Origin of the sequence: Martelella radicis (assembly GCF_014196625.1) — a bacterium.
Taxonomy (GTDB): domain Bacteria; phylum Pseudomonadota; class Alphaproteobacteria; order Rhizobiales; family Rhizobiaceae; genus Martelella; species Martelella radicis.
Genome location: NZ_JACIDZ010000010.1, coordinates 13,957 through 30,619, shown reverse-complemented (window position 1 = coordinate 30,619; position 16,663 = coordinate 13,957). Strand labels below are relative to the sequence as shown.

Below are 16,663 nucleotides of genomic sequence, written 5' to 3'. Positions count from 1 at the left end.
CATGAAGCTATTCGTAATGCCGGCCGCCGCGGTTTTCGCCGCGTTTCTAGCCTGCGGCCAGGCGCAAGCGCGAGATCAGATCCAGATTGCCGGTTCGTCGACCGTTCTGCCCTACGCCAAGATCGTCGCCGAGACCTTCGGCGAGATCTTTCCCGACTTCAAGACGCCGATCGTGGAATCGGGAGGCTCTTCGGCCGGCCTGAAGGAATTCTGCCGGGGCGTCGGTCCGCGCACCATCGATATCACCAACGCATCGCGGCCGATCCGCCCGGGCGAGATCGAGGCCTGCGCGAAGAACGGCGTGACCGGGATTGCCGAAATCGCCTTCGGCTATGACGGGATCGTGTTTGCCACCGATGCCTCCATGCCCGCCATGGACCTGACGCCGCTCGATCTCTACCGCGCTCTCGCCGCCGAACTCGTGATCGACGGCGCGCTCGTGGAAAACCCCTATACGCGCTGGTCGGAGATTGATCCGGCGCTGCCCGATACCGAGATCAAGGCCTATATTCCCGGTGAAAAGCACGGCACGCGGGAGGTGTTCGAGGAGAAGGTTCTGGCCGTCGGCTGCGAGCAGGCGGGCGCGCTTGCCTTTCTCGAGGATAGCTTCGGCGCGAAGCAGGGCATGAACCGCTGCATCGCCGTGCGCAAGGATGGCAGGGCGCCGGGCATTGACGGCGACTATACCGAGACGCTGGCGCGCGTGGTCTCCGACCGGACCAGCCTCGGCGTGTTCGGCCTGTCCTTTTACGACAACAATGCCGACAAGCTGAATGTCGCGACGATTTCCGGCGTGACGCCGACCGCCGAAACGGTGGGGACCGGCGAATATCCGGTGTCGCGGCCGCTGTTCTTCTACGTCAAGATGGCCCATGTCGGAGCGATCCCGGGTCTGAAGGACTATGTCGAATTCTTCCTGTCGGACGGCATGGCAGGGCCCTACGGCCCGCTTGCCGAATATGGCCTCGTCCCGGCGTCTGAACTGCAGCGCGCCGAGATGCTGGCGGCCTTCGAGGCCGCGCTGCAATAAATGAAGGTCGCCGCCCGAAAGCCTGAGGCGACCGCAATCAAGTGTCCGGAACTGCCCGGACGGTCTGGATCGATATGACGCATGTCTTTTTGATCATATTGGCGCTTGTGATCGCGCTTGGCGTTGCCGGTTATTTCTCGGCGCGGGCGAAGGCCTATGCGCTCGCCGGTGGAAGCCTGGCGCGCCTCAATTCACGGCCCGCCCATCACGCGAGCTTCGCCGCGATCGCCGCCGTGGCGCCGGCGCTGCTGCTGATGGCGGCCTGGATGGTGGCGAGCCCGCTGATCATCGGCGCCGAAATCCGCGCCGGCTTCCCCGAAAGCGTGGAGGAACAGCCGGCGGCGGCGCAGAACCTGGTCTATAATTCCGTCACCTCGGTTGCCTACGGCCTCAGGCAATTGCCGGAGGAGGCGCGCGCGCGGGTCGATGAGGATGCCGGCGCGCTGCGCGCCGTGCTGGCCGAGCGCGGCATTCCGCTTGCCGCCTCGCCGCGTCCCTTCGTCCTTGCGTCTGCCGAAAGGCTGAATGCGCTTTCGGCGCGGTCGAACGCGGCGATGGCGGCGGCGGTCCTCGCGCTCGCGCTGATTTCGCTGGGGCTCGCCTATCGCGCGGTTCGGCCTGCTTTCGCAGCGCGTAGGCGCGTCGAGCAGACGGTGCTTGCCGCCCTGCTGCTCGCCTCCACCATCGCGATCCTGACGACGGTCGGCATCGTGTTGTCGATGCTGACGGAAACGCTTCGTTTCTTCTCCGCCGTGCCGCCGGCCGACTTCTTTTTCGGCACGGTCTGGGATCCGCGCTTTGCCGCGGCCGGCGACGCCGGTTCGGCCGGACAGTTCGGCTTGATCCCGCTGCTGGCCGGCACGCTCTACATCTCCCTCGTGGCCATGGCGGTTGCCGTGCCGGTCGGGCTTTATGCGGCGATCTACATGTCGGAATATGCAGGCCAGCGCGTGCGTTCGCTCACCAAACCCCTGCTGGAGGTGCTGGCGGGCATTCCCACCATCGTCTACGGCTTTTTCGCGCTCGTGACCGTCGGCCCGCTGCTGCGCGACATCTCGGCGGAACTGAACGGGCTTTTCACCGGCAGCTACCGCAATTTCATCGAGGCGCAGTCGGTGCTGACCGCCGGCGTGGTCATGGGCATCATGCTCATCCCCTTCGTCTCCTCGCTGTCGGATGATATCATCAGCCAGGTGCCGGACAGCCTGCGCAAGGGCTCGCTCGCGCTCGGCGCCACGCGCTCGGAAACGATCAAGCGCGTGGTCCTGCCGGCAGCCTTGCCCGGCGTCGTCGGGGCGCTGCTGCTGACGGCTTCGCGCGCGATCGGCGAGACGATGATCGTGGTGCTTGCCGCAGGCGTTGCCGCGCAGTTGCAGCTCAACCCGCTGGAGCCGATGACGACCGTCACGGTCAAGATCGTCAACCAGCTGACGGGCGACCTGCAATTCGACACGCCGCAGACGCTGGTCGCCTTTGCGCTCGGCCTGACGCTCTTCGTGATCACGCTCTGCCTCAATGTCTACGCGCTCTACATCGTGCGCAAATACCGGGAGCAGTATGAATGACCGAGACATTCAGCACCGCGACCGAGCGGGAGGAGAGCCGTCGGCAACTGGCGGAAACCCGGCGCAAGGGGTTGAGGCGCCGCCATGCGGCCGAACGCCGCTTCCGCCTTTACGGCATGTTCGCGATCTCGGCCGGGATCTTCTTCCTCGCGGCCCTTCTGTTTTCCGTTGTCGGCAAGGGCTATACCGCCTTCGAGCAGACGACCATCACCCTGCCCATCACCTTCGATGCCGCCGTCATCGATCCCGAGGGCGCGCGGGAAGACGACCCCCGCCTGCTGCTGACGGCTGACTATCCCGAACTGGTCGAGGCGGCGCTCGCCGAAACGCTGGAAATCAGCCCGGATAATGGTCCGGAACTGCGCGAGGCGATGCGGATGATCTCCCGCTCGAGCCGGGTGGAACTACGCGACGTCGTGTTGAAGGATCCATCGGTGATTGGCGAAACGGTCAATGTGCGGCTTCTGGCGTCGGCCGACATCGACTCGGCCAACAAGGGCCAGATCGACCTTTCCGTGCCCGAGACGAGCCGCCGCGTTTCCGATCGTCAGCTTGAATGGATGGAAAGGCTTGAGGCGCTCGGCCTCATGCAGAAGTCCTTCAACACCGGCTTCTTCACCCACGGCGCATCGAGCCGCCCGGAATCGGCCGGCATCGGCGTTGCCTTTGTCGGCACGCTCTACATGATGGGCGTGGTTCTGCTTCTCGCCTTGCCGATCGGCGTCGCCTCGGCGATCTACCTGGAGGAATTCGCGCCGAAGAACCGGTTCACGGATATCATCGAGATCAATATCAACAATCTGGCGGCCGTCCCCTCGATCATCTTCGGCCTCCTGGGGCTTGCCGTGTTCATCGGGCTTCTGGGCCTGCCGCGCTCCGCCTCGCTCGTCGGCGGGCTGGTGCTGACGCTGATGACGCTGCCGACGATCATCATCGCCACCCGCGCGGCGCTGCAGGCCGTGCCGTCCTCCATCCGTTCGGCCGCACTCGGCGTCGGGGCCTCGAAAATGCAGGCGGTGTTCCACCACGTCCTGCCGCAGGCCATGCCCGGCATCCTGACGGGAACCATCATCGGCCTTGCCCAGGCGCTCGGCGAAACCGCGCCGCTGCTCCTGATCGGCATGGTCGCCTTCGTCGCGGACTATCCGGCAAGCCCGCTCGATCCGGCAACGGCGCTCCCCGTTCAGATCTACATGTGGGCGGGAGAGGCTGAGCGGGCCTTCGTCGAACGCACCTCCGCCGCCATCATCGTGCTTCTGGCGTTCCTCATCCTCATGAACATCACGGCCGTCATCCTGAGGCGCCGTTTCGAGCGACGCAGATAGGCCATGGCGAACGCGAAAAGACTTGGAAACAGACAATGAGCAACACGACCTACAAGATGGCCGGCCTGGCGGTATCCGTCTACTACGGACAGAAGCGCGCGCTGTTCGATGTCAGCCTGAATATCCGCGAAAACGCGGTCACCGCGCTGATCGGCCCGTCGGGCTGCGGCAAGTCGACCTTCCTGCGCACGCTCAACCGCATGAACGACACGATCGACAATTGCCGCGTCACCGGCACGATCACGCTCGACGGGGAGGACATCTACGCCTCGGGGATCGATGTGGTGGAACTCAGGGCGCGCGTCGGCATGGTGTTCCAGAACCCCAATCCCTTCCCGAAGTCGATCTACGAGAATGTCGCCTACGGGCCGCGCATCCACGGGCTTGCCCGCCATCGCGGCGAATTCGACCAGATCGTCGAGACCAGCCTGATCAAGGCGGGCCTGTTCAACGAGGTGAAGGACCGGCTTCACGAGCCGGGCACCAGCCTTTCCGGCGGCCAGCAGCAGCGGCTTTGCATCGCCCGCGCCATTGCCGTCAATCCGGAGGTGATCCTCATGGATGAGCCCTGCTCGGCGCTCGATCCGATCGCGACCGCCCGCGTCGAGGAACTGATCTCCGAGTTGAAAGAAAACTACACCATCGTGATGGTGACCCATTCCATGCAGCAGGCCGCGCGCGTTTCCGAACGGACGGCCATGTTCCATCTCGGTCATATGGTCGAGGAGAACAGCACCGACACGATTTTCACCAATCCCGCGGACCAGCGCACCCAGGACTACATCATGGGACGTTTCGGCTGAGGGGCGGTTGCCGCACGCTCACGCCAAGGAAGGAACAGACATGGCTCCCTCGCACATTCTGACGGCATTCGATGACGAACTCAAATATCTCCAGCGCCGCATTTCCGAAATGGGCGGCCTGGCCGAGGAGATGGTGAGCGAGTCGGTCTCGGCACTCGTCAACACCGATACCGAGCTTGCCGAAAAGGTGATCAAGGACGACCTCGTGCTTGACGAGGCGGAGCGCGAAATCGGCGAGAAAGCCGTCGTCATCATCGCCCGCCGTCAGCCGGTGGCAGCCGACCTGCGCGAAATCATGGGCGCGATCCGCATCGCATCCGATCTCGAGCGTGTCGGCGACATGGCCAAGAACACTGCCAAGCGGGTGATCTCGGTGCAGGGCTCCGGGGTGCCGCGCAAGCTTGCCCACGGGATCGAGCACCTGTCGGAACTGGCGCTCCTGCAATTGAAGGAAGTGCTGGACGCCTACACGTCACGCCAGGCCGACAAGGCAAGCTCGATCCGCGAGCGCGACGACGAGATCGACGCGATCTACACCTCGCTGTTTCGCGAGCTCCTGACCTACATGATGGAGGACCCGCGCAACATCACCTCGTGCACCCATCTTCTGTTCTGCGCCAAGAATATCGAGCGCATCGGCGACCACGCCACCAATATCGCAGAAATGATCTACTACATCGCCACCGGCTCGCAGCCGCAGGGAGAGCGTCCGAAGGACGACAATTCCCCGGCCGTCGGTTCCGATGATCTTTAAAGGCCTTTTGAGACAAGGGAGACATACGTCCTATGGTTCCGAAAATCGCAGTTGTTGAAGACGAGGAAGCGCTCAGCGTTCTGCTGCGTTACAATCTCGAAGCGGAAGGCTATGAGGTCGAAACCATCATGCGGGGCGACGAGGCCGAGATCCGGCTTCAGGAGCGGGTGCCCGACCTGCTTCTGCTCGATTGGATGCTGCCGGGCGTTTCCGGCATCGAGCTTTGCCGTCGCCTGAGGATGCGGCCCGAGACCGAACGCCTGCCGATCATCATGCTGACGGCGCGGGGCGAGGAGAGCGAGCGGGTGCGGGGTCTCGCGATCGGCGCCGATGACTATGTCGTCAAGCCGTTCTCCACGCCGGAACTGATGGCGCGGGTCAAGGCCATCCTGCGGCGCGCCCGCCCGGAAGTGCTTTCCAGCGTGCTGAAATGCGGCGATATCGAACTTGATCGCGAGACCCATCGGGTGCATCGAAAGACGCGCGAAGTCCGCCTCGGCCCGACCGAGTTCAGGCTTCTGGAGTTCCTGATGACCTCGCCCGGCCGAGTGTTTTCGCGCGCGCAACTGCTCGACGGGGTCTGGGGGCATGACATCTATGTGGACGAGCGCACCGTCGACGTCCATGTCGGCCGCCTCAGGAAGGCGCTCAACTTTTCGCAGATGCCGGATGTCATTCGCACCGTGCGCGGCGCAGGATATTCGATGGAAGTCTAGCTGCGTCCACGAAGCGGCGACAAGATTTTCTAAACGATTTAATATCCGTCATTGCGGGTGTACCCGGTTGCGCTATGCTGTCCCGGTCAGCCGTTCGGCTCTGTTGAAACAGCCCTGCGGCGATTGATTTTTCACGCCTGATTGTCCAATTGGTCATCGGGCGGCCGTCAGCGGAGTTTCGCGCCGACAAGAGGGCTTTCAGGGATGCCGCCTCCCCGCATCCCGAAAAGCCGCAGCACAAGAGGATTGTTGAGATGAGCAGAGCAAGTTTCGCGGAACCCGCGGTGATGGGCGATCTGATGGCGCGCATGCTGTGGGAAATCGGCGCGGTGCATTTTTCGCCGGACGAGCCCTACAAGCTTGCCTCCGGCCTGGTCAGCCCCGTCTATATCGACTGCCGCCAGCTGATTTCCTATCCGCGTATCCGCTCCACGCTGATGGATTTCGCCGCCGCCCGGGTGCTTGCCGATGCGGGCTTCGAGAAATTCGATTGCGTGGCGGGCGGCGAGACGGCCGGCATTCCCTTCGCCGCCTTCCTGGCCGACCGGCTGGAACTGCCGATGATCTATGTGCGCAAGAAGCCGAAGGGCTACGGCAAGAACGCGCAGATCGAAGGCCACCTGCCGAAGGGCGCGCGGGTTCTGGTGATCGAGGACCTGACGACGGCCGGCGGTTCAATGTTCAACTTCATCAATGCCATCCGCGCAGCCGGCGGCGTGGTGGAACACGGCATGGCATTGTTCTACTATGGAATTTTCGGCGAGGCGGAGAAACGTTTCCGCGAGGGCGGCGTTGACCTTCATTATATCGCCACCTGGAAGGACGTGCTTGCAGTCGCGCGCAAGGACGGGCTCGCCGATCAGGCAACGCTGGATGCGGTCGGCGCCTTTCTCGATCATCCGATGGAGTGGTCGCGGGCGCGCGGCGGGCTTGAGGAACTGATCGTCTGACGACGCAAGAGCCGGCGGAGTGCGTCCTCTTGCATGGACGCTAATAGGAATTGGGAGAAGACGATGATTTTATGCTGCGGAGAAGCCCTGATCGACATGCTGCCGCGCGAGACGGACAAGGGCGAGCCCGCCTTTGCACCTTACGCGGGCGGTGCGGTCTGCAACACGGCGGTCGCGCTTGCGCGGCTCGGCCGCAAGACCGGCTTCTTTTCCGGCATTTCTTCCGACCTGATGGGCGACATCATTCGTGAAAAGCTGGACGCCTCGAAGGTCAATCACAGCTTTGTCGCCATCTCCGACCGCCCGACCACGCTCGCCTTCGTCAAGCTGGTCAACGGCTCGGCGAGCTATGCCTTCTACGACGAGAACACGGCGGGCCGAATGATCACCGAGGATGACCTGCCCGAAATCGGCGATGACTGCACGGCGATGCATTTCGGCGCAATCAGCCTCATTCCCGAGCCCTGCGGCTCCACCTACGAGGCGCTGTTGATGCGCGAGGCGGATAAGCGCGTGATCTCGCTCGATCCCAATATCCGACCGACCTTCATCACCGATCCGGCAAGCCACCGGGCGCGGATCGAGCGGATGGCGGCAAAGTCGGACATCGTGAAATTCTCCGATGAGGATCTCGACTGGTTCGGCCTTGAGGGCTCGCTTGACGAGAAGGCCCGCCACTGGATTGCGGCCGGCGCGAGTCTCGTCGTCATCACCTGCGGCGCGGATGGCGCGATCGGCTACACCGCGGAGCACAAGGTCGAGGTGCCGAGCGAAAAGGTCGCGGTGGTCGATACCGTCGGAGCGGGCGACACGTTCGATGCCGGCATTCTGGCCTCGCTCGATATCGCCGGCCTCCTGACCAAGGAGAAGATCGGAACGCTCTCTCCCGAAGCGATTGCCGACGCGCTGGCGCTCGGCGCCAAGGCTGCCGCCGTCACCGTCTCCCGCGCCGGCGCCAACCCGCCCTATGCGCATGAGATCGGGCTTTGAAAAGCGACCCTTTACCCGCTCTTAAGCATGTTTGACTAAGGTCCGGGGTCAATCCTTGGCACAAGAATGGTCGGCATGATGCGTAAGCAGTCTTTCTCGAAATATCTGGCGATGTGCGGTCTTGCGCTGGTCTCCGCCTGCTCCCTGAATTTTCTGCCGGGCGCCAAGCCGACGATCCCGTCGCCGATCGCCGCCAATCCGGCCTCGCTCCGGATCGCGGTGCTGGCGCCGGAGGAGTTCCGCTTGCCGAAGAACGAGATCGTCCTGACCGTCTACCAGAAATCCGGATCCGGTGAGATCAGCCGGGATTATACGCTGATGGCGGCGGATGCGGCTGCGGAGGCCGCGGCGGTGGCCGAATTCCGCAAACCCGGCCAGACGCTGACCGTCCTGCGCCTGTCGCCGGCCGTTGCGCTGGCGCTCAGGGATCAGCAGCAGGAAATGGCTGCCGCCCGCGAGGCCGGTGGCGCCAAGCCGGGATTCTCCGTCGATCTCGATGCGACCTGCTGGAACGGGCCGATGGTTGCACCGGCCGTGCCGCTCGACGTTCTGATCGAGGCCGGCACGGAGGAGGGGTTCCACCCGCTGCTACAGGATATCGACATTTTCGCGCTGATGAACCGTCCCGAGGAATCGCGGCTGAAACCCTGCCCGTGAAGGATCGATCAAGATACCGAAACGCCTAATCATCGGTATTTGGCATCAGGCGCTTTGTTCTTCATATGTCACGGCGACGCTGTCGAGCGCGCGGTCCATGCCCGGGCGTAGAGCGACAAGCAGGCTTGCATAGCCGTCTTCGCCCGGCCACAGGCGCTCCGCCAGAAATGGACCTGTCGCCGGGGCGACGCGGGTGACGGCTATATTGACGTCGGCGAGGTTGAACTCGGTCAACCGCATCATCAGTTGTTCGTCGACCGCCTGATCGGCCATGTCCGGCCGCACCAGCACCTTCCAGACCCAGGCTTCGGCCCGGTGAACGGGCTGAAGGGCCGCCGCGATCAGATTGTCGTCGAGATGGAGCGTGTGGATCCTGAGCCGGTCGCGCTCCGAAAGAAGCCTGGCCACCGGCACGAAGGCGGAGAAGCGGCTCGCCTGCTCGGGCGTGTCGCACAGAAGAGCGAGGTCTTCCAGCACGGCTGAAATTTCACGTGGGTTGCGGGCGACCCGGTAGGTGATCCGGCCCCGTTTCTGCAGTGCTTCCCATCGGCCGAGGCTGTCCTGCCAGGCTTCGCGTTCCTCATGTGAAAGTACGCCGGCGGGTTCGATCCTGCCGTTGAGCGCGCGGGCGCGGAAGGCGCCCGCAACCCGGAAGGCAAGACCGCGGGCAGCCGCCACGGCGCGCGCCGAGCGCATGAAGGCGCCGTCTGCGAGAAGCCCCGGAAACGCGATGATGCCCGGAAGATTGGCAAGCGAGCCTGCGAGAGCCTCGAAGAGTTGGTCAATCGTCGCCATCGGGCGCTGGCGCGCGATCAGCGGGGCGTGATAGCCGCCATCGGCTGCCGTTGCCACCATGTGAGAACCCCTGTCCGTTACCGAAAAGCCCATCAGCGCAGCAAGCGCTCCGGAATTCGCGGACATGGCCGTATCCTCGATCAGGGCCAGGCGCTGATGCGTGTCCGTGTCGCCGAGAGCCTTCATCACGAAGGCGGCGGTGTGGAAAGGGTTCGCCTCGATCGCCTGATCGGCAAGGCGGTCTATGGCCGGTTCGAGATCGTCGGGCGCTTCGGAAAAGATCGAGAACTCGCCGCCGCTTCTCAGTTCCAGACGGAGGTCAGCAACCGCCTTGCCGGGACGCACCACGGAAAGCTTCGATTTGAGTCGGTGAGGGGGTCTTGGCCCCAGGTCCTTGCGGATAATGCTCATCTGCGCGCCGCCCTTCGCCCGTCAACGTGGCGCGATGCAGCCGGCAGGCGCGTGTCGAACGCGCAAAAGGCGAGCGGTTTTGGGATGCCTGGACACATGGATACGCACTACTGATCGAAAACCCTTGCCGAATTGATAAGCCGTTTGGGTTAACAAATTCTTGGTTCTGACTTTCAAACGCGGGTGGAAAGCGGCTCTTGCAATTTCGGCTGAAGCGGGCAGACTGTCACTTAACTGTAATCAGGATGCGAGGCGGAAGAGCATGGCGCAGAAGCCGGATACGCAACGCAAGGACGAGACGGACGGCAGCAATGTCGTTGAACTCGCCGAGTTCCGGCCGGGAAAGAAGGCCGAACCGCTGCCCGTGACTTTCCACCGGCGCGAACTCGACGCCATCCTCTGGGTTTACGGCCGGATGGTGGGCGAGGGCGAATGGCGCGATTACGCACTCGATCACATGAAGGACAAGGCGGTGTTTTCCGTGTTCAAGCGCTCCGGCGAAATGCCGATGTTCAGGATCGAGAAAAATCCGAAACTCGCATCAAAACAGGGGGCTTTCAGCGTCACCAATACCGCCGGAATGGTGCTGAAGCGCGGTCACGACCTGCGCCAGGTTCTGAAAGTCTTCGACCGCAAGCTGAAACTTGTCGAGAAATAGTCCTCGCAAACCGGGTCAGAGCGCCAGTGGCAGCGGGTCGGCGGCATTGCCCTTTCCGAGCGCGCGCTGCATGAACACCGTATCGAGCCAGCGACCGTGCTTGAACCCGGTTCCGGTCAGCCTGCCGGCCTCGGCAAAGCCGCAGGATGCGTGCAGTGCGATCGAGGCCGGGCTGGCCCCGCCGATGACCGCGACCATCTGCCGGAAACCGCGCATCTCGCAGTCCTCCAACAATTGATGAAGCAGCAGCTTCCCGACACCGCGTCCGCGCGCCTGCGGAGCGATATAGACCGAATTCTCGACAAGCCAGCGATAGGCCGGGCGGGTGCGGAAGGCACTTGCATAGGCATAGCCAAGCAGGGCATCAGCCTCGAACGCGGCGAGATAGGGGTAGCCGCCGGCGTTGATGGCAACCATACGGGCGTTCATGTCCCCGCGCGAGGGCGGCTCAAGCTCGTAGCTTGCAACGCCGTTCAGTACGCTTTCGGCGTAGATTTCGGTGATGGCGGGAATATCGGCGGGGGTGGCGGGGCGTAATGTGACGGCCATGGCTTGTGTGGTTCGTTTCGGTTTCGGACATGAAAAAGGCGGCCCCGAAGGCCGCCTTGATCGGTTTGATATGCGTGTGATCAGTTCCGGTTGCCCATCAGGCGCAGCAGGAACAGGAACATGTTGATGAAGTCGAGGTAGAGCGTCAGAGCGCCCATGACAGCCTTGCGGCCGGCGACTTCATGACCGTCGCCCTCATAGTACATTTCCTTGAGCTTCTGCGTGTCCCAGGCGGTCAGGCCGGCAAAGACCAGAACGCCGATTACCGAAACGGCGAAGGACAGTGCGCTCGACTGCAGGAAGATGTTGACCACCATGGCGATCAGGATGCCGAACAGGCCGATCACCATGAAGGAGCCCATGGCCGACAGATCACGCTTGGTGGTGTAGCCGTAGAGCGACAGCGCACCGAACGAAGCCGCGGTGATGAAGAAGGTCTGTACGATGCTGGCCGTCGTGTACATGATGAAGATCGACGACAGCGACAGGCCGGTCAGCGCGGCATAGACCCAGAACGAGGTCTGCGCGGCGCTCACGCTCATCTTGTTGACCCTGAAGGCCAGGAAGAAGAACGCGATCAGCGGCGCGAACATGACCAGCCACTTCAGCGGCGAGCCGTAGACGGCGGCGCCGACGCTCGTCAGCAGGATGCCGTTGGGCAGCTGCGCAACGGCGGCAGCCTGATCCGTGGTGGTGGCGAGCGAGCTCAGGCCGAAGGCCATCACACCAGTGATCACCAGGCCAAGCGCCATGAGATTGTAGATGCGCAGCATATAGGCGCGCAGACCCTGATCGATTTCAGCACTCGCGTGCGCTCCCGCCTGCGCGCGGTTCTGATAGTTACGAAGATCAGCCATCAATTTCCTCTTAAAAAGCCCCTCGTTGATCACGGTGTCGGGAAAACGCGGCTAAACGCACTATCCCAGGCGCCGCTGGGGGGCTCCAGCAAGCCTGATCTCAATATGATAGGAACGGCAATGGGATACAAGGCGTTCAGGGATGAAAAGCGATGGCGCTCTCTCAAATTTTCGTAAGAAACGCCCCGCCAGACCTGAAAAACGGACAAGGACCGCCCCATCTAGCAGGAAATCGTCCGGCTTTGTCATGCGGGACAGTCTGAAAGAGAGGATATCTCCCATGCGCTATTTCATCGCCGTCATTCTGCCCTGGCTTTCCTTCTTCACCATCGGCAAGCCGATTTCCGGCATCATCTGCCTGATCCTGCAACTCACGCTGATCGGCTGGCCGGTCGCCGCACTCTGGGCGCTTTTCGCGGTGCAGAACTATTTCGCCGACCGCCGCAACGAGGAACTGATGGAAACGCTGCGTCGCGACAGATAGTCGCGCGGGCTATCCAAGAGACTTGCAGACAGCCGGCAGGGTCGCCCCTGCCGGCTTTTGGTTGTCATAGCTCGCGCAGGTAAAGCGCGGGCTTCTGGCCCAGGAGGTGCCAGGTGCCGGCAAGGCCGATGGCGACGGTGACGACCACCGCGCCAAGCACAGTCGCAAGCGCGACGCCCGGCAAAAGGGCGAAGGGCAGCATCATGATCTGGGTCAGCGCATACCAGGCCGCCGCCGATCCCGCGACAAGGGCAAAGAGGCCGGTCATCGCGCCGAGGATCAGATATTCATAGACAAAGGCCCGGATCAGCGCCGGACGCGTGGCGCCGAGCGTTTTCATGATCACCGCGTCATGGCCGCGCCGTCGGTTTCCGGCCGCAAGCGCGCCGGCGAGCACCATGACCGATGCGATCAGAGCGATGGCGGCGGCCGCCCTGATGGCGGTGGCAAGCTGGCCGACGAGCTCGCCGGCGATCTCAAGTGCTGCCCGGACCTCGATCGTGGTGACGGTCGGGAAGGTCCGGGTCACGGCGCCGAGGATTTCGGCGTTCTTTTCCGTATTGCCGTCCGGATTGGTCAGCGTCGCCAGCCAGGCATGCGGCGCGCCGGCAAAGGTGTTGGGCGAAAACACCATGACGAAGTTGATCGACAGCGATTCCCACTCGACCGAGCGGAAGCTTGCGATCCGGGCGGTGATCTCGCGTCCGAGCACGCTGACGGTGACGGTGTCGCCGAGCTTCAGGCCAAGTTCCCGGCCCTCTTCGGCGGCGAAGGAGACGAGCGGCTCGCCGCTATAGTCGTCCGGCCACCATTCGCCTTCGGCAAGCGTCGAATTTTCCGGCAGGTCCGCGTCATAGGTGATGCCGCGGTCGCCGCGCAGCACCCAGCGCGCTTCAGGCGGTGCCTCCCACTCCGAAGCCCTTGTGTCGTTCAGCGCCATGATCCGCCCGCGCAGCATCGGCACCAGGGAAAGCTCGCCGTCCGGCGCTTCCTCGGCGATCAGATCGCGGAACCCGTCGACCTCGTTGCCCTGAATATCGACGAAGAAGAAGTCGGGAGCGCGTTCGGGAAGCGTGCGGGAGAGCTCGCGGTTGAGGTTGCCGTCGATCAGCGCCAGCGCCACCAGCAGCGTCAGTCCGAGGCCGAGCGACAGCACGACCGAGCCGGTGAGCGCGCCGGGGCGGTGAATATTGCCGATGGCAAGGCGCAACGAGGGCGCGCGCGGATGCGGCGAACGACGGGCGAGCCATTTGATGGCAATCGCGACCAATCGCAGCACCAGGAAGGCGCCGGCGACGGAAGCCAGGAAGACGCTCGCGACAAAGCGCTCGTCCGCCGTGAAGATGGCGAGCGCCGCCAGCGCGGCAAGCGTTATCGCCGCGGCCGCCACGAAAGGCCATGCCGGCCGTCCGCCCTCGTCAAAGCCGTGTTCACGCAGAAGCGCGGTTGCCGGCACGTTGCGAGCAGCGGCAAGCGGCAGGATGGCGAAGGCGATCGCGGTCAGAAGGCCAAACAGGGCGGCAATCAGAAGCGCCAGCGGGAACACGCCGGCAGGAATCGCGATCTCTAGCAGGGAGGAGAGGAGCGGCAGCGCGATTAGCGGGATCACCGTGCCGAAGACGAGGCCCGCCGCGATGCCGATCATCGCCACCAGCATGATCTGCAGGAAATAGATCGCGACCACCATATTGGCCGGCGCGCCGAGGCATTTGAAGGCGGCAATCGCACGCCTGCGGCTTTCCAGATAGGCGCTGACCGCATTGGCGATGCCAACGCCGCCGGTGATCAGCGTCGCAAGCCCGACAAGCGTCAGGAATTCCGACAGCCGATCGACGTTCTCGCTCAAGGACGGCGCGGCGCGGTCGCTCACGCGCACCGACCAGCCGGCATCGGGGAAGGCCTCCTCGGCGGCTGTCTTGACCGCATTCGGATCCGGTGAGGAGGCCGGCAGGCGGATGCGGTAGGCATATTCGGCAAGGCTGCCAAGCTGGACGAGGCCGGAGGCTTCGAGCGCGTCGCGCGAAATCAGGATGCGCGGCGCGAAGGCAAAGCCTTCCGAGAGCGAATCCGGCTCCTGTTCAAGGGTTCCGGACACGCGCAATTCGGCGCTGCCGAGCAGCAGGCTGTCGCCGACGGAAAGGCCGAGCCTGTCGACAAGAAGCGGTGCGACGAGCGCGCCATAGCGGCCGTCCCCGCTTTCGGACAGCGCGTCTTCGAGCGGCATCGCCGGATCGGAAATCACGCTGCCATAGAGCGGGTATAGCCCGTCTACGGCCTTCACCTCGGCAAGTGACTGGTCCGAACCATCCGGAAGTCGCGTCATCGAGCGCATCGTCACCGATTGCGACATCGTGCCGAGATCCTCGACATAGGCCAGTTCGTCGCCGGTCAAAGCTTCGTTGTCGCGCTCGAAGCGGATATCGGCGGCAAGAATCTCGCGGCCGCGTTCGGCAATGCCCGCATTGACGGCGTCAGAAACGGAATTGACGGCGGCGATCGCGGCAACGCCAAGCGCGATGCAGGCGAGGAAGATGTAGAAGCCCGAAAGGCCACCGCGCATTTCGCGCAGCGCAAATTTCAGGGCAAGCGAAAGGTTCAGCCGGTTTGCCTGCATCACTCGGCGGCCCCGGCATTTTCATGGCCGATGATCTCGCCGGAGCGGACCTGAACCTGCCGGTCGCAGCGTGCTGCCAACGAAGGGTCGTGGGTGACGAGTACCAGCGTCGTGCCGCTGTCGCGCTGGCGGTCGAACAGAAGGTCGGCGATCTGGGCGCCGGTGTCGCCGTCGAGATTGCCGGTCGGCTCGTCGGCGATCAGCACGGATGGTTCGGGGGCGAGCGCACGGGCAATTGCCACGCGCTGCTGTTCGCCGCCGGAAAGCTGGCCCGGATAATGCGTCATCCGGTGGCCGAGACCGACGCTCTCAAGCGCCGCACGAGCGCGTTCGAAGGCATCGGCGCGGCCGGCAAGTTCCAGCGGAATGGCGGTGTTTTCGAGCGCCGTCATGTTGGCGATCAGGTGGAAGGACTGGAAGACGATGCCAATGTTTTCGCCGCGAAAGGCGGCCAGCGCATCTTCCGAAAGGGCGGAAAGCGCCGTGCCGTCAATCGTGATCTCGCCGCTGTCGAGCCGTTCGAGCCCTGCGATCACCATCAGCAGCGTCGATTTGCCGGAACCGGAGGGCCCAAGAATGCCGACGGATTCGCCGCGGCCGATGTCTACGGACATGCCCTTCAGCACGTGAACGGCGGCGGAACCCTTGCCGAGGGTGAGGTGAGCATTGTCGAGCGTGATGAGATTTTCAGACAAAAGACAGTCCTGCTTTGAAATTTCGGGCGGGGCAAACACATATAGGCAATACGGCCCGGCCTGCCGGATGGACCGGCGAACGGGTATGAAAAGGATTTAGGAGCCAGATGATGCGATTGAAAGCGACGGTGCCGATAGTTTTTGCGTTTCTTGCGGCGCTTGCCGCTGCGACGCCATCAAAAGCGCGTGAACCGGTCGACCTCGTCGTGCTTGGCGACAGTCTGGTTGCCGGTTACGCGCTCGCTCCGGGCGAGGATTATCCGGCGCAGATGCAGGCGGCGCTCGAAAGTGCCGGCTATCAGGTCGCCATCGCCAATGCCGGCGTTTCCGGTGATACCACAAGCGGCGGCCTGGCGCGGGTCAACTGGTCGGTGCCCGACGGCACGGACGGGGTGATCCTCGAGCTCGGCGCCAATGACGCGTTGCGCGGCGTCGCGCCGCAAAAGGCGAAGGAGAACCTCGCTGCCATCATCGAGAGCCTTCAGGATCGCGACATCCCGGTGATGCTGATGGGCATGATGGCGCCGCCCAACATGGGCGCGGACTACGCGGAGGCCTTCAACCCGATCTACGGCGCGCTTGCCGAACAATACGGCGTTCCGCTCTATCCGTTCTTTCTCGATGGCGTCGCCGCCAATGCGGCGCTGCAGCTTTCCGATGGCATGCATCCCAATGCCGAGGGCGTCGCGGTGATGGTCGAAAACACGCTTCCCGCCGTCGAGGCCTTCATCGACACTATCGGGGGACAAGCAAATTAACGCTTGCGTCAACATGGCTTAGATGATTCGCTGGAGGGGTGACTAGCAGATT

Annotated in this window: 17 protein-coding genes; 12 read left to right on the top strand and 5 right to left on the bottom strand. The window is 63.5% G+C overall.

Translation table 11 applies throughout. From position 1 onward, the window contains the following. Position 1: 1 nt before the first annotated feature. The 9 genes from GGR30_RS14745 to GGR30_RS14705 all read left to right on the top strand — a co-directional run bounded on the left by GGR30_RS14745 (position 2) and on the right by GGR30_RS14705 (position 8,790). Positions 2–1,030, top strand: coding sequence for a substrate-binding domain-containing protein (locus tag GGR30_RS14745; RefSeq protein WP_183487619.1), 1,029 nt, complete (start codon positions 2–4; stop codon positions 1,028–1,030). 74 nt (positions 1,031–1,104) lie between these two features. Beyond that, positions 1,105–2,595 carry a phosphate ABC transporter permease subunit PstC gene (gene pstC, locus GGR30_RS14740; protein WP_183487617.1) on the top strand — a complete coding sequence of 497 codons (1,491 nt, stop codon included), beginning with the start codon at positions 1,105–1,107 and terminating at the stop codon, positions 2,593–2,595. Then, positions 2,592–3,920 (top strand): phosphate ABC transporter permease PstA, encoded by a 1,329-nt coding sequence (gene pstA / locus GGR30_RS14735; RefSeq protein WP_183487615.1) that lies wholly within the window; start codon positions 2,592–2,594, stop codon positions 3,918–3,920. The genes pstC and pstA overlap by 4 nt, the downstream gene beginning before the upstream one ends. Before the next feature lie 35 nt (positions 3,921–3,955). After that, complete coding sequence (gene pstB / locus GGR30_RS14730) at positions 3,956–4,723, top strand: phosphate ABC transporter ATP-binding protein PstB (RefSeq protein WP_183487613.1); 768 nt, start codon at positions 3,956–3,958, stop codon at positions 4,721–4,723. 40 nt (positions 4,724–4,763) lie between these two features. Beyond that, positions 4,764–5,477: a phosphate signaling complex protein PhoU gene (gene phoU / locus GGR30_RS14725; protein ID WP_138750288.1), complete on the top strand. Its 714-nt coding sequence runs from the start codon at positions 4,764–4,766 to the stop codon at positions 5,475–5,477. Positions 5,478–5,509: 32 nt separating this feature from the next. After that, on the top strand, positions 5,510–6,193 hold the full coding sequence (gene phoB / locus GGR30_RS14720; protein WP_138750287.1) for a phosphate regulon transcriptional regulator PhoB: 684 nt from the start codon (positions 5,510–5,512) through the stop codon (positions 6,191–6,193). A 254-nt stretch (positions 6,194–6,447) separates the two neighbouring features. Further along, on the top strand, positions 6,448–7,143 hold the full coding sequence (locus GGR30_RS14715; RefSeq protein ID WP_183487611.1) for an orotate phosphoribosyltransferase: 696 nt from the start codon (positions 6,448–6,450) through the stop codon (positions 7,141–7,143). Between the two features lie 63 nt (positions 7,144–7,206). After that, positions 7,207–8,133 carry a carbohydrate kinase family protein gene (locus tag GGR30_RS14710; protein WP_183487609.1) on the top strand — a complete coding sequence of 309 codons (927 nt, stop codon included), beginning with the start codon at positions 7,207–7,209 and terminating at the stop codon, positions 8,131–8,133. A gap of 75 nt (positions 8,134–8,208) precedes the next feature. Continuing rightward, positions 8,209–8,790 carry a hypothetical protein gene (locus GGR30_RS14705; protein WP_183487607.1) on the top strand — a complete coding sequence of 194 codons (582 nt, stop codon included), beginning with the start codon at positions 8,209–8,211 and terminating at the stop codon, positions 8,788–8,790. Positions 8,791–8,835: 45 nt separating this feature from the next. On the opposite strand, the gene GGR30_RS14700 is transcribed toward GGR30_RS14705, so the two are convergent. Beyond that, positions 8,836–9,996: a GNAT family N-acetyltransferase gene (locus tag GGR30_RS14700; protein WP_183487605.1), complete on the bottom strand. Its 1,161-nt coding sequence runs from the start codon at positions 9,994–9,996 to the stop codon at positions 8,836–8,838. Between the two features lie 262 nt (positions 9,997–10,258). On the opposite strand from GGR30_RS14700, the gene GGR30_RS14695 reads away from it, so the two are divergent. Next, positions 10,259–10,654 (top strand): DUF2794 domain-containing protein, encoded by a 396-nt coding sequence (locus tag GGR30_RS14695; protein ID WP_183487603.1) that lies wholly within the window; start codon positions 10,259–10,261, stop codon positions 10,652–10,654. A 15-nt stretch (positions 10,655–10,669) separates the two neighbouring features. Here GGR30_RS14695 and GGR30_RS14690 read toward each other — a convergent pair whose 3' ends face one another. Then, entirely contained in the window at positions 10,670–11,203 is a 534-nt protein-coding gene (locus GGR30_RS14690; protein ID WP_183487601.1) for a GNAT family N-acetyltransferase, read from the bottom strand. 80 nt (positions 11,204–11,283) lie between these two features. Beyond that, entirely contained in the window at positions 11,284–12,060 is a 777-nt protein-coding gene (locus GGR30_RS14685; RefSeq protein ID WP_138750277.1) for a Bax inhibitor-1/YccA family protein, read from the bottom strand. 280 nt (positions 12,061–12,340) lie between these two features. Here GGR30_RS14685 and GGR30_RS14680 point away from each other — a divergent pair, with 280 nt between their 5' ends. Beyond that, positions 12,341–12,544, top strand: coding sequence for a YqaE/Pmp3 family membrane protein (locus GGR30_RS14680; protein WP_106312048.1), 204 nt, complete (start codon positions 12,341–12,343; stop codon positions 12,542–12,544). A 64-nt stretch (positions 12,545–12,608) separates the two neighbouring features. Here GGR30_RS14680 and GGR30_RS14675 read toward each other — a convergent pair whose 3' ends face one another. Next, positions 12,609–15,158 carry an ABC transporter permease gene (locus GGR30_RS14675; RefSeq protein WP_183487899.1) on the bottom strand — a complete coding sequence of 850 codons (2,550 nt, stop codon included), beginning with the start codon at positions 15,156–15,158 and terminating at the stop codon, positions 12,609–12,611. Next, the gene (locus GGR30_RS14670) at positions 15,158–15,853 is read right to left on the bottom strand and encodes an ABC transporter ATP-binding protein (RefSeq protein ID WP_183487598.1); all 696 of its coding nucleotides are present in this window, start codon (positions 15,851–15,853) and stop codon (positions 15,158–15,160) included. The genes GGR30_RS14675 and GGR30_RS14670 overlap by 1 nt, the downstream gene beginning before the upstream one ends. A gap of 110 nt (positions 15,854–15,963) precedes the next feature. Between GGR30_RS14670 and GGR30_RS14665 the strand changes: the two genes are divergently transcribed. Next, entirely contained in the window at positions 15,964–16,611 is a 648-nt protein-coding gene (locus tag GGR30_RS14665; RefSeq protein WP_183487891.1) for an arylesterase, read from the top strand. Positions 16,612–16,663: the final 52 nt, after the last annotated feature.

Excerpts from the sequence above, each read along its gene's own strand:
- GGR30_RS14745 (WP_183487619.1), top strand. The coding sequence starts at position 2 with ATGAAGCTATTCGTAATGCCGGCCGCCGCGGTTTTCGCCGCGTTTCTA.
- pstC (WP_183487617.1), top strand. The coding sequence starts at position 1,105 with ATGACGCATGTCTTTTTGATCATATTGGCGCTTGTGATCGCGCTTGGC.
- pstA (WP_183487615.1), top strand. The coding sequence starts at position 2,592 with ATGACCGAGACATTCAGCACCGCGACCGAGCGGGAGGAGAGCCGTCGG.
- pstB (WP_183487613.1), top strand. The coding sequence starts at position 3,956 with ATGAGCAACACGACCTACAAGATGGCCGGCCTGGCGGTATCCGTCTAC.
- phoU (WP_138750288.1), top strand. The coding sequence starts at position 4,764 with ATGGCTCCCTCGCACATTCTGACGGCATTCGATGACGAACTCAAATAT.
- phoB (WP_138750287.1), top strand. The coding sequence starts at position 5,510 with ATGGTTCCGAAAATCGCAGTTGTTGAAGACGAGGAAGCGCTCAGCGTT.
- GGR30_RS14715 (WP_183487611.1), top strand. The coding sequence starts at position 6,448 with ATGAGCAGAGCAAGTTTCGCGGAACCCGCGGTGATGGGCGATCTGATG.
- GGR30_RS14710 (WP_183487609.1), top strand. The coding sequence starts at position 7,207 with ATGATTTTATGCTGCGGAGAAGCCCTGATCGACATGCTGCCGCGCGAG.
- GGR30_RS14705 (WP_183487607.1), top strand. The coding sequence starts at position 8,209 with ATGATGCGTAAGCAGTCTTTCTCGAAATATCTGGCGATGTGCGGTCTT.
- GGR30_RS14700 (WP_183487605.1), bottom strand. The coding sequence starts at position 9,996 with ATGAGCATTATCCGCAAGGACCTGGGGCCAAGACCCCCTCACCGACTC.
- GGR30_RS14695 (WP_183487603.1), top strand. The coding sequence starts at position 10,259 with ATGGCGCAGAAGCCGGATACGCAACGCAAGGACGAGACGGACGGCAGC.
- GGR30_RS14690 (WP_183487601.1), bottom strand. The coding sequence starts at position 11,203 with ATGGCCGTCACATTACGCCCCGCCACCCCCGCCGATATTCCCGCCATC.
- GGR30_RS14685 (WP_138750277.1), bottom strand. The coding sequence starts at position 12,060 with ATGGCTGATCTTCGTAACTATCAGAACCGCGCGCAGGCGGGAGCGCAC.
- GGR30_RS14680 (WP_106312048.1), top strand. The coding sequence starts at position 12,341 with ATGCGCTATTTCATCGCCGTCATTCTGCCCTGGCTTTCCTTCTTCACC.
- GGR30_RS14675 (WP_183487899.1), bottom strand. The coding sequence starts at position 15,158 with ATGCAGGCAAACCGGCTGAACCTTTCGCTTGCCCTGAAATTTGCGCTG.
- GGR30_RS14665 (WP_183487891.1), top strand. The coding sequence starts at position 15,964 with ATGCGATTGAAAGCGACGGTGCCGATAGTTTTTGCGTTTCTTGCGGCG.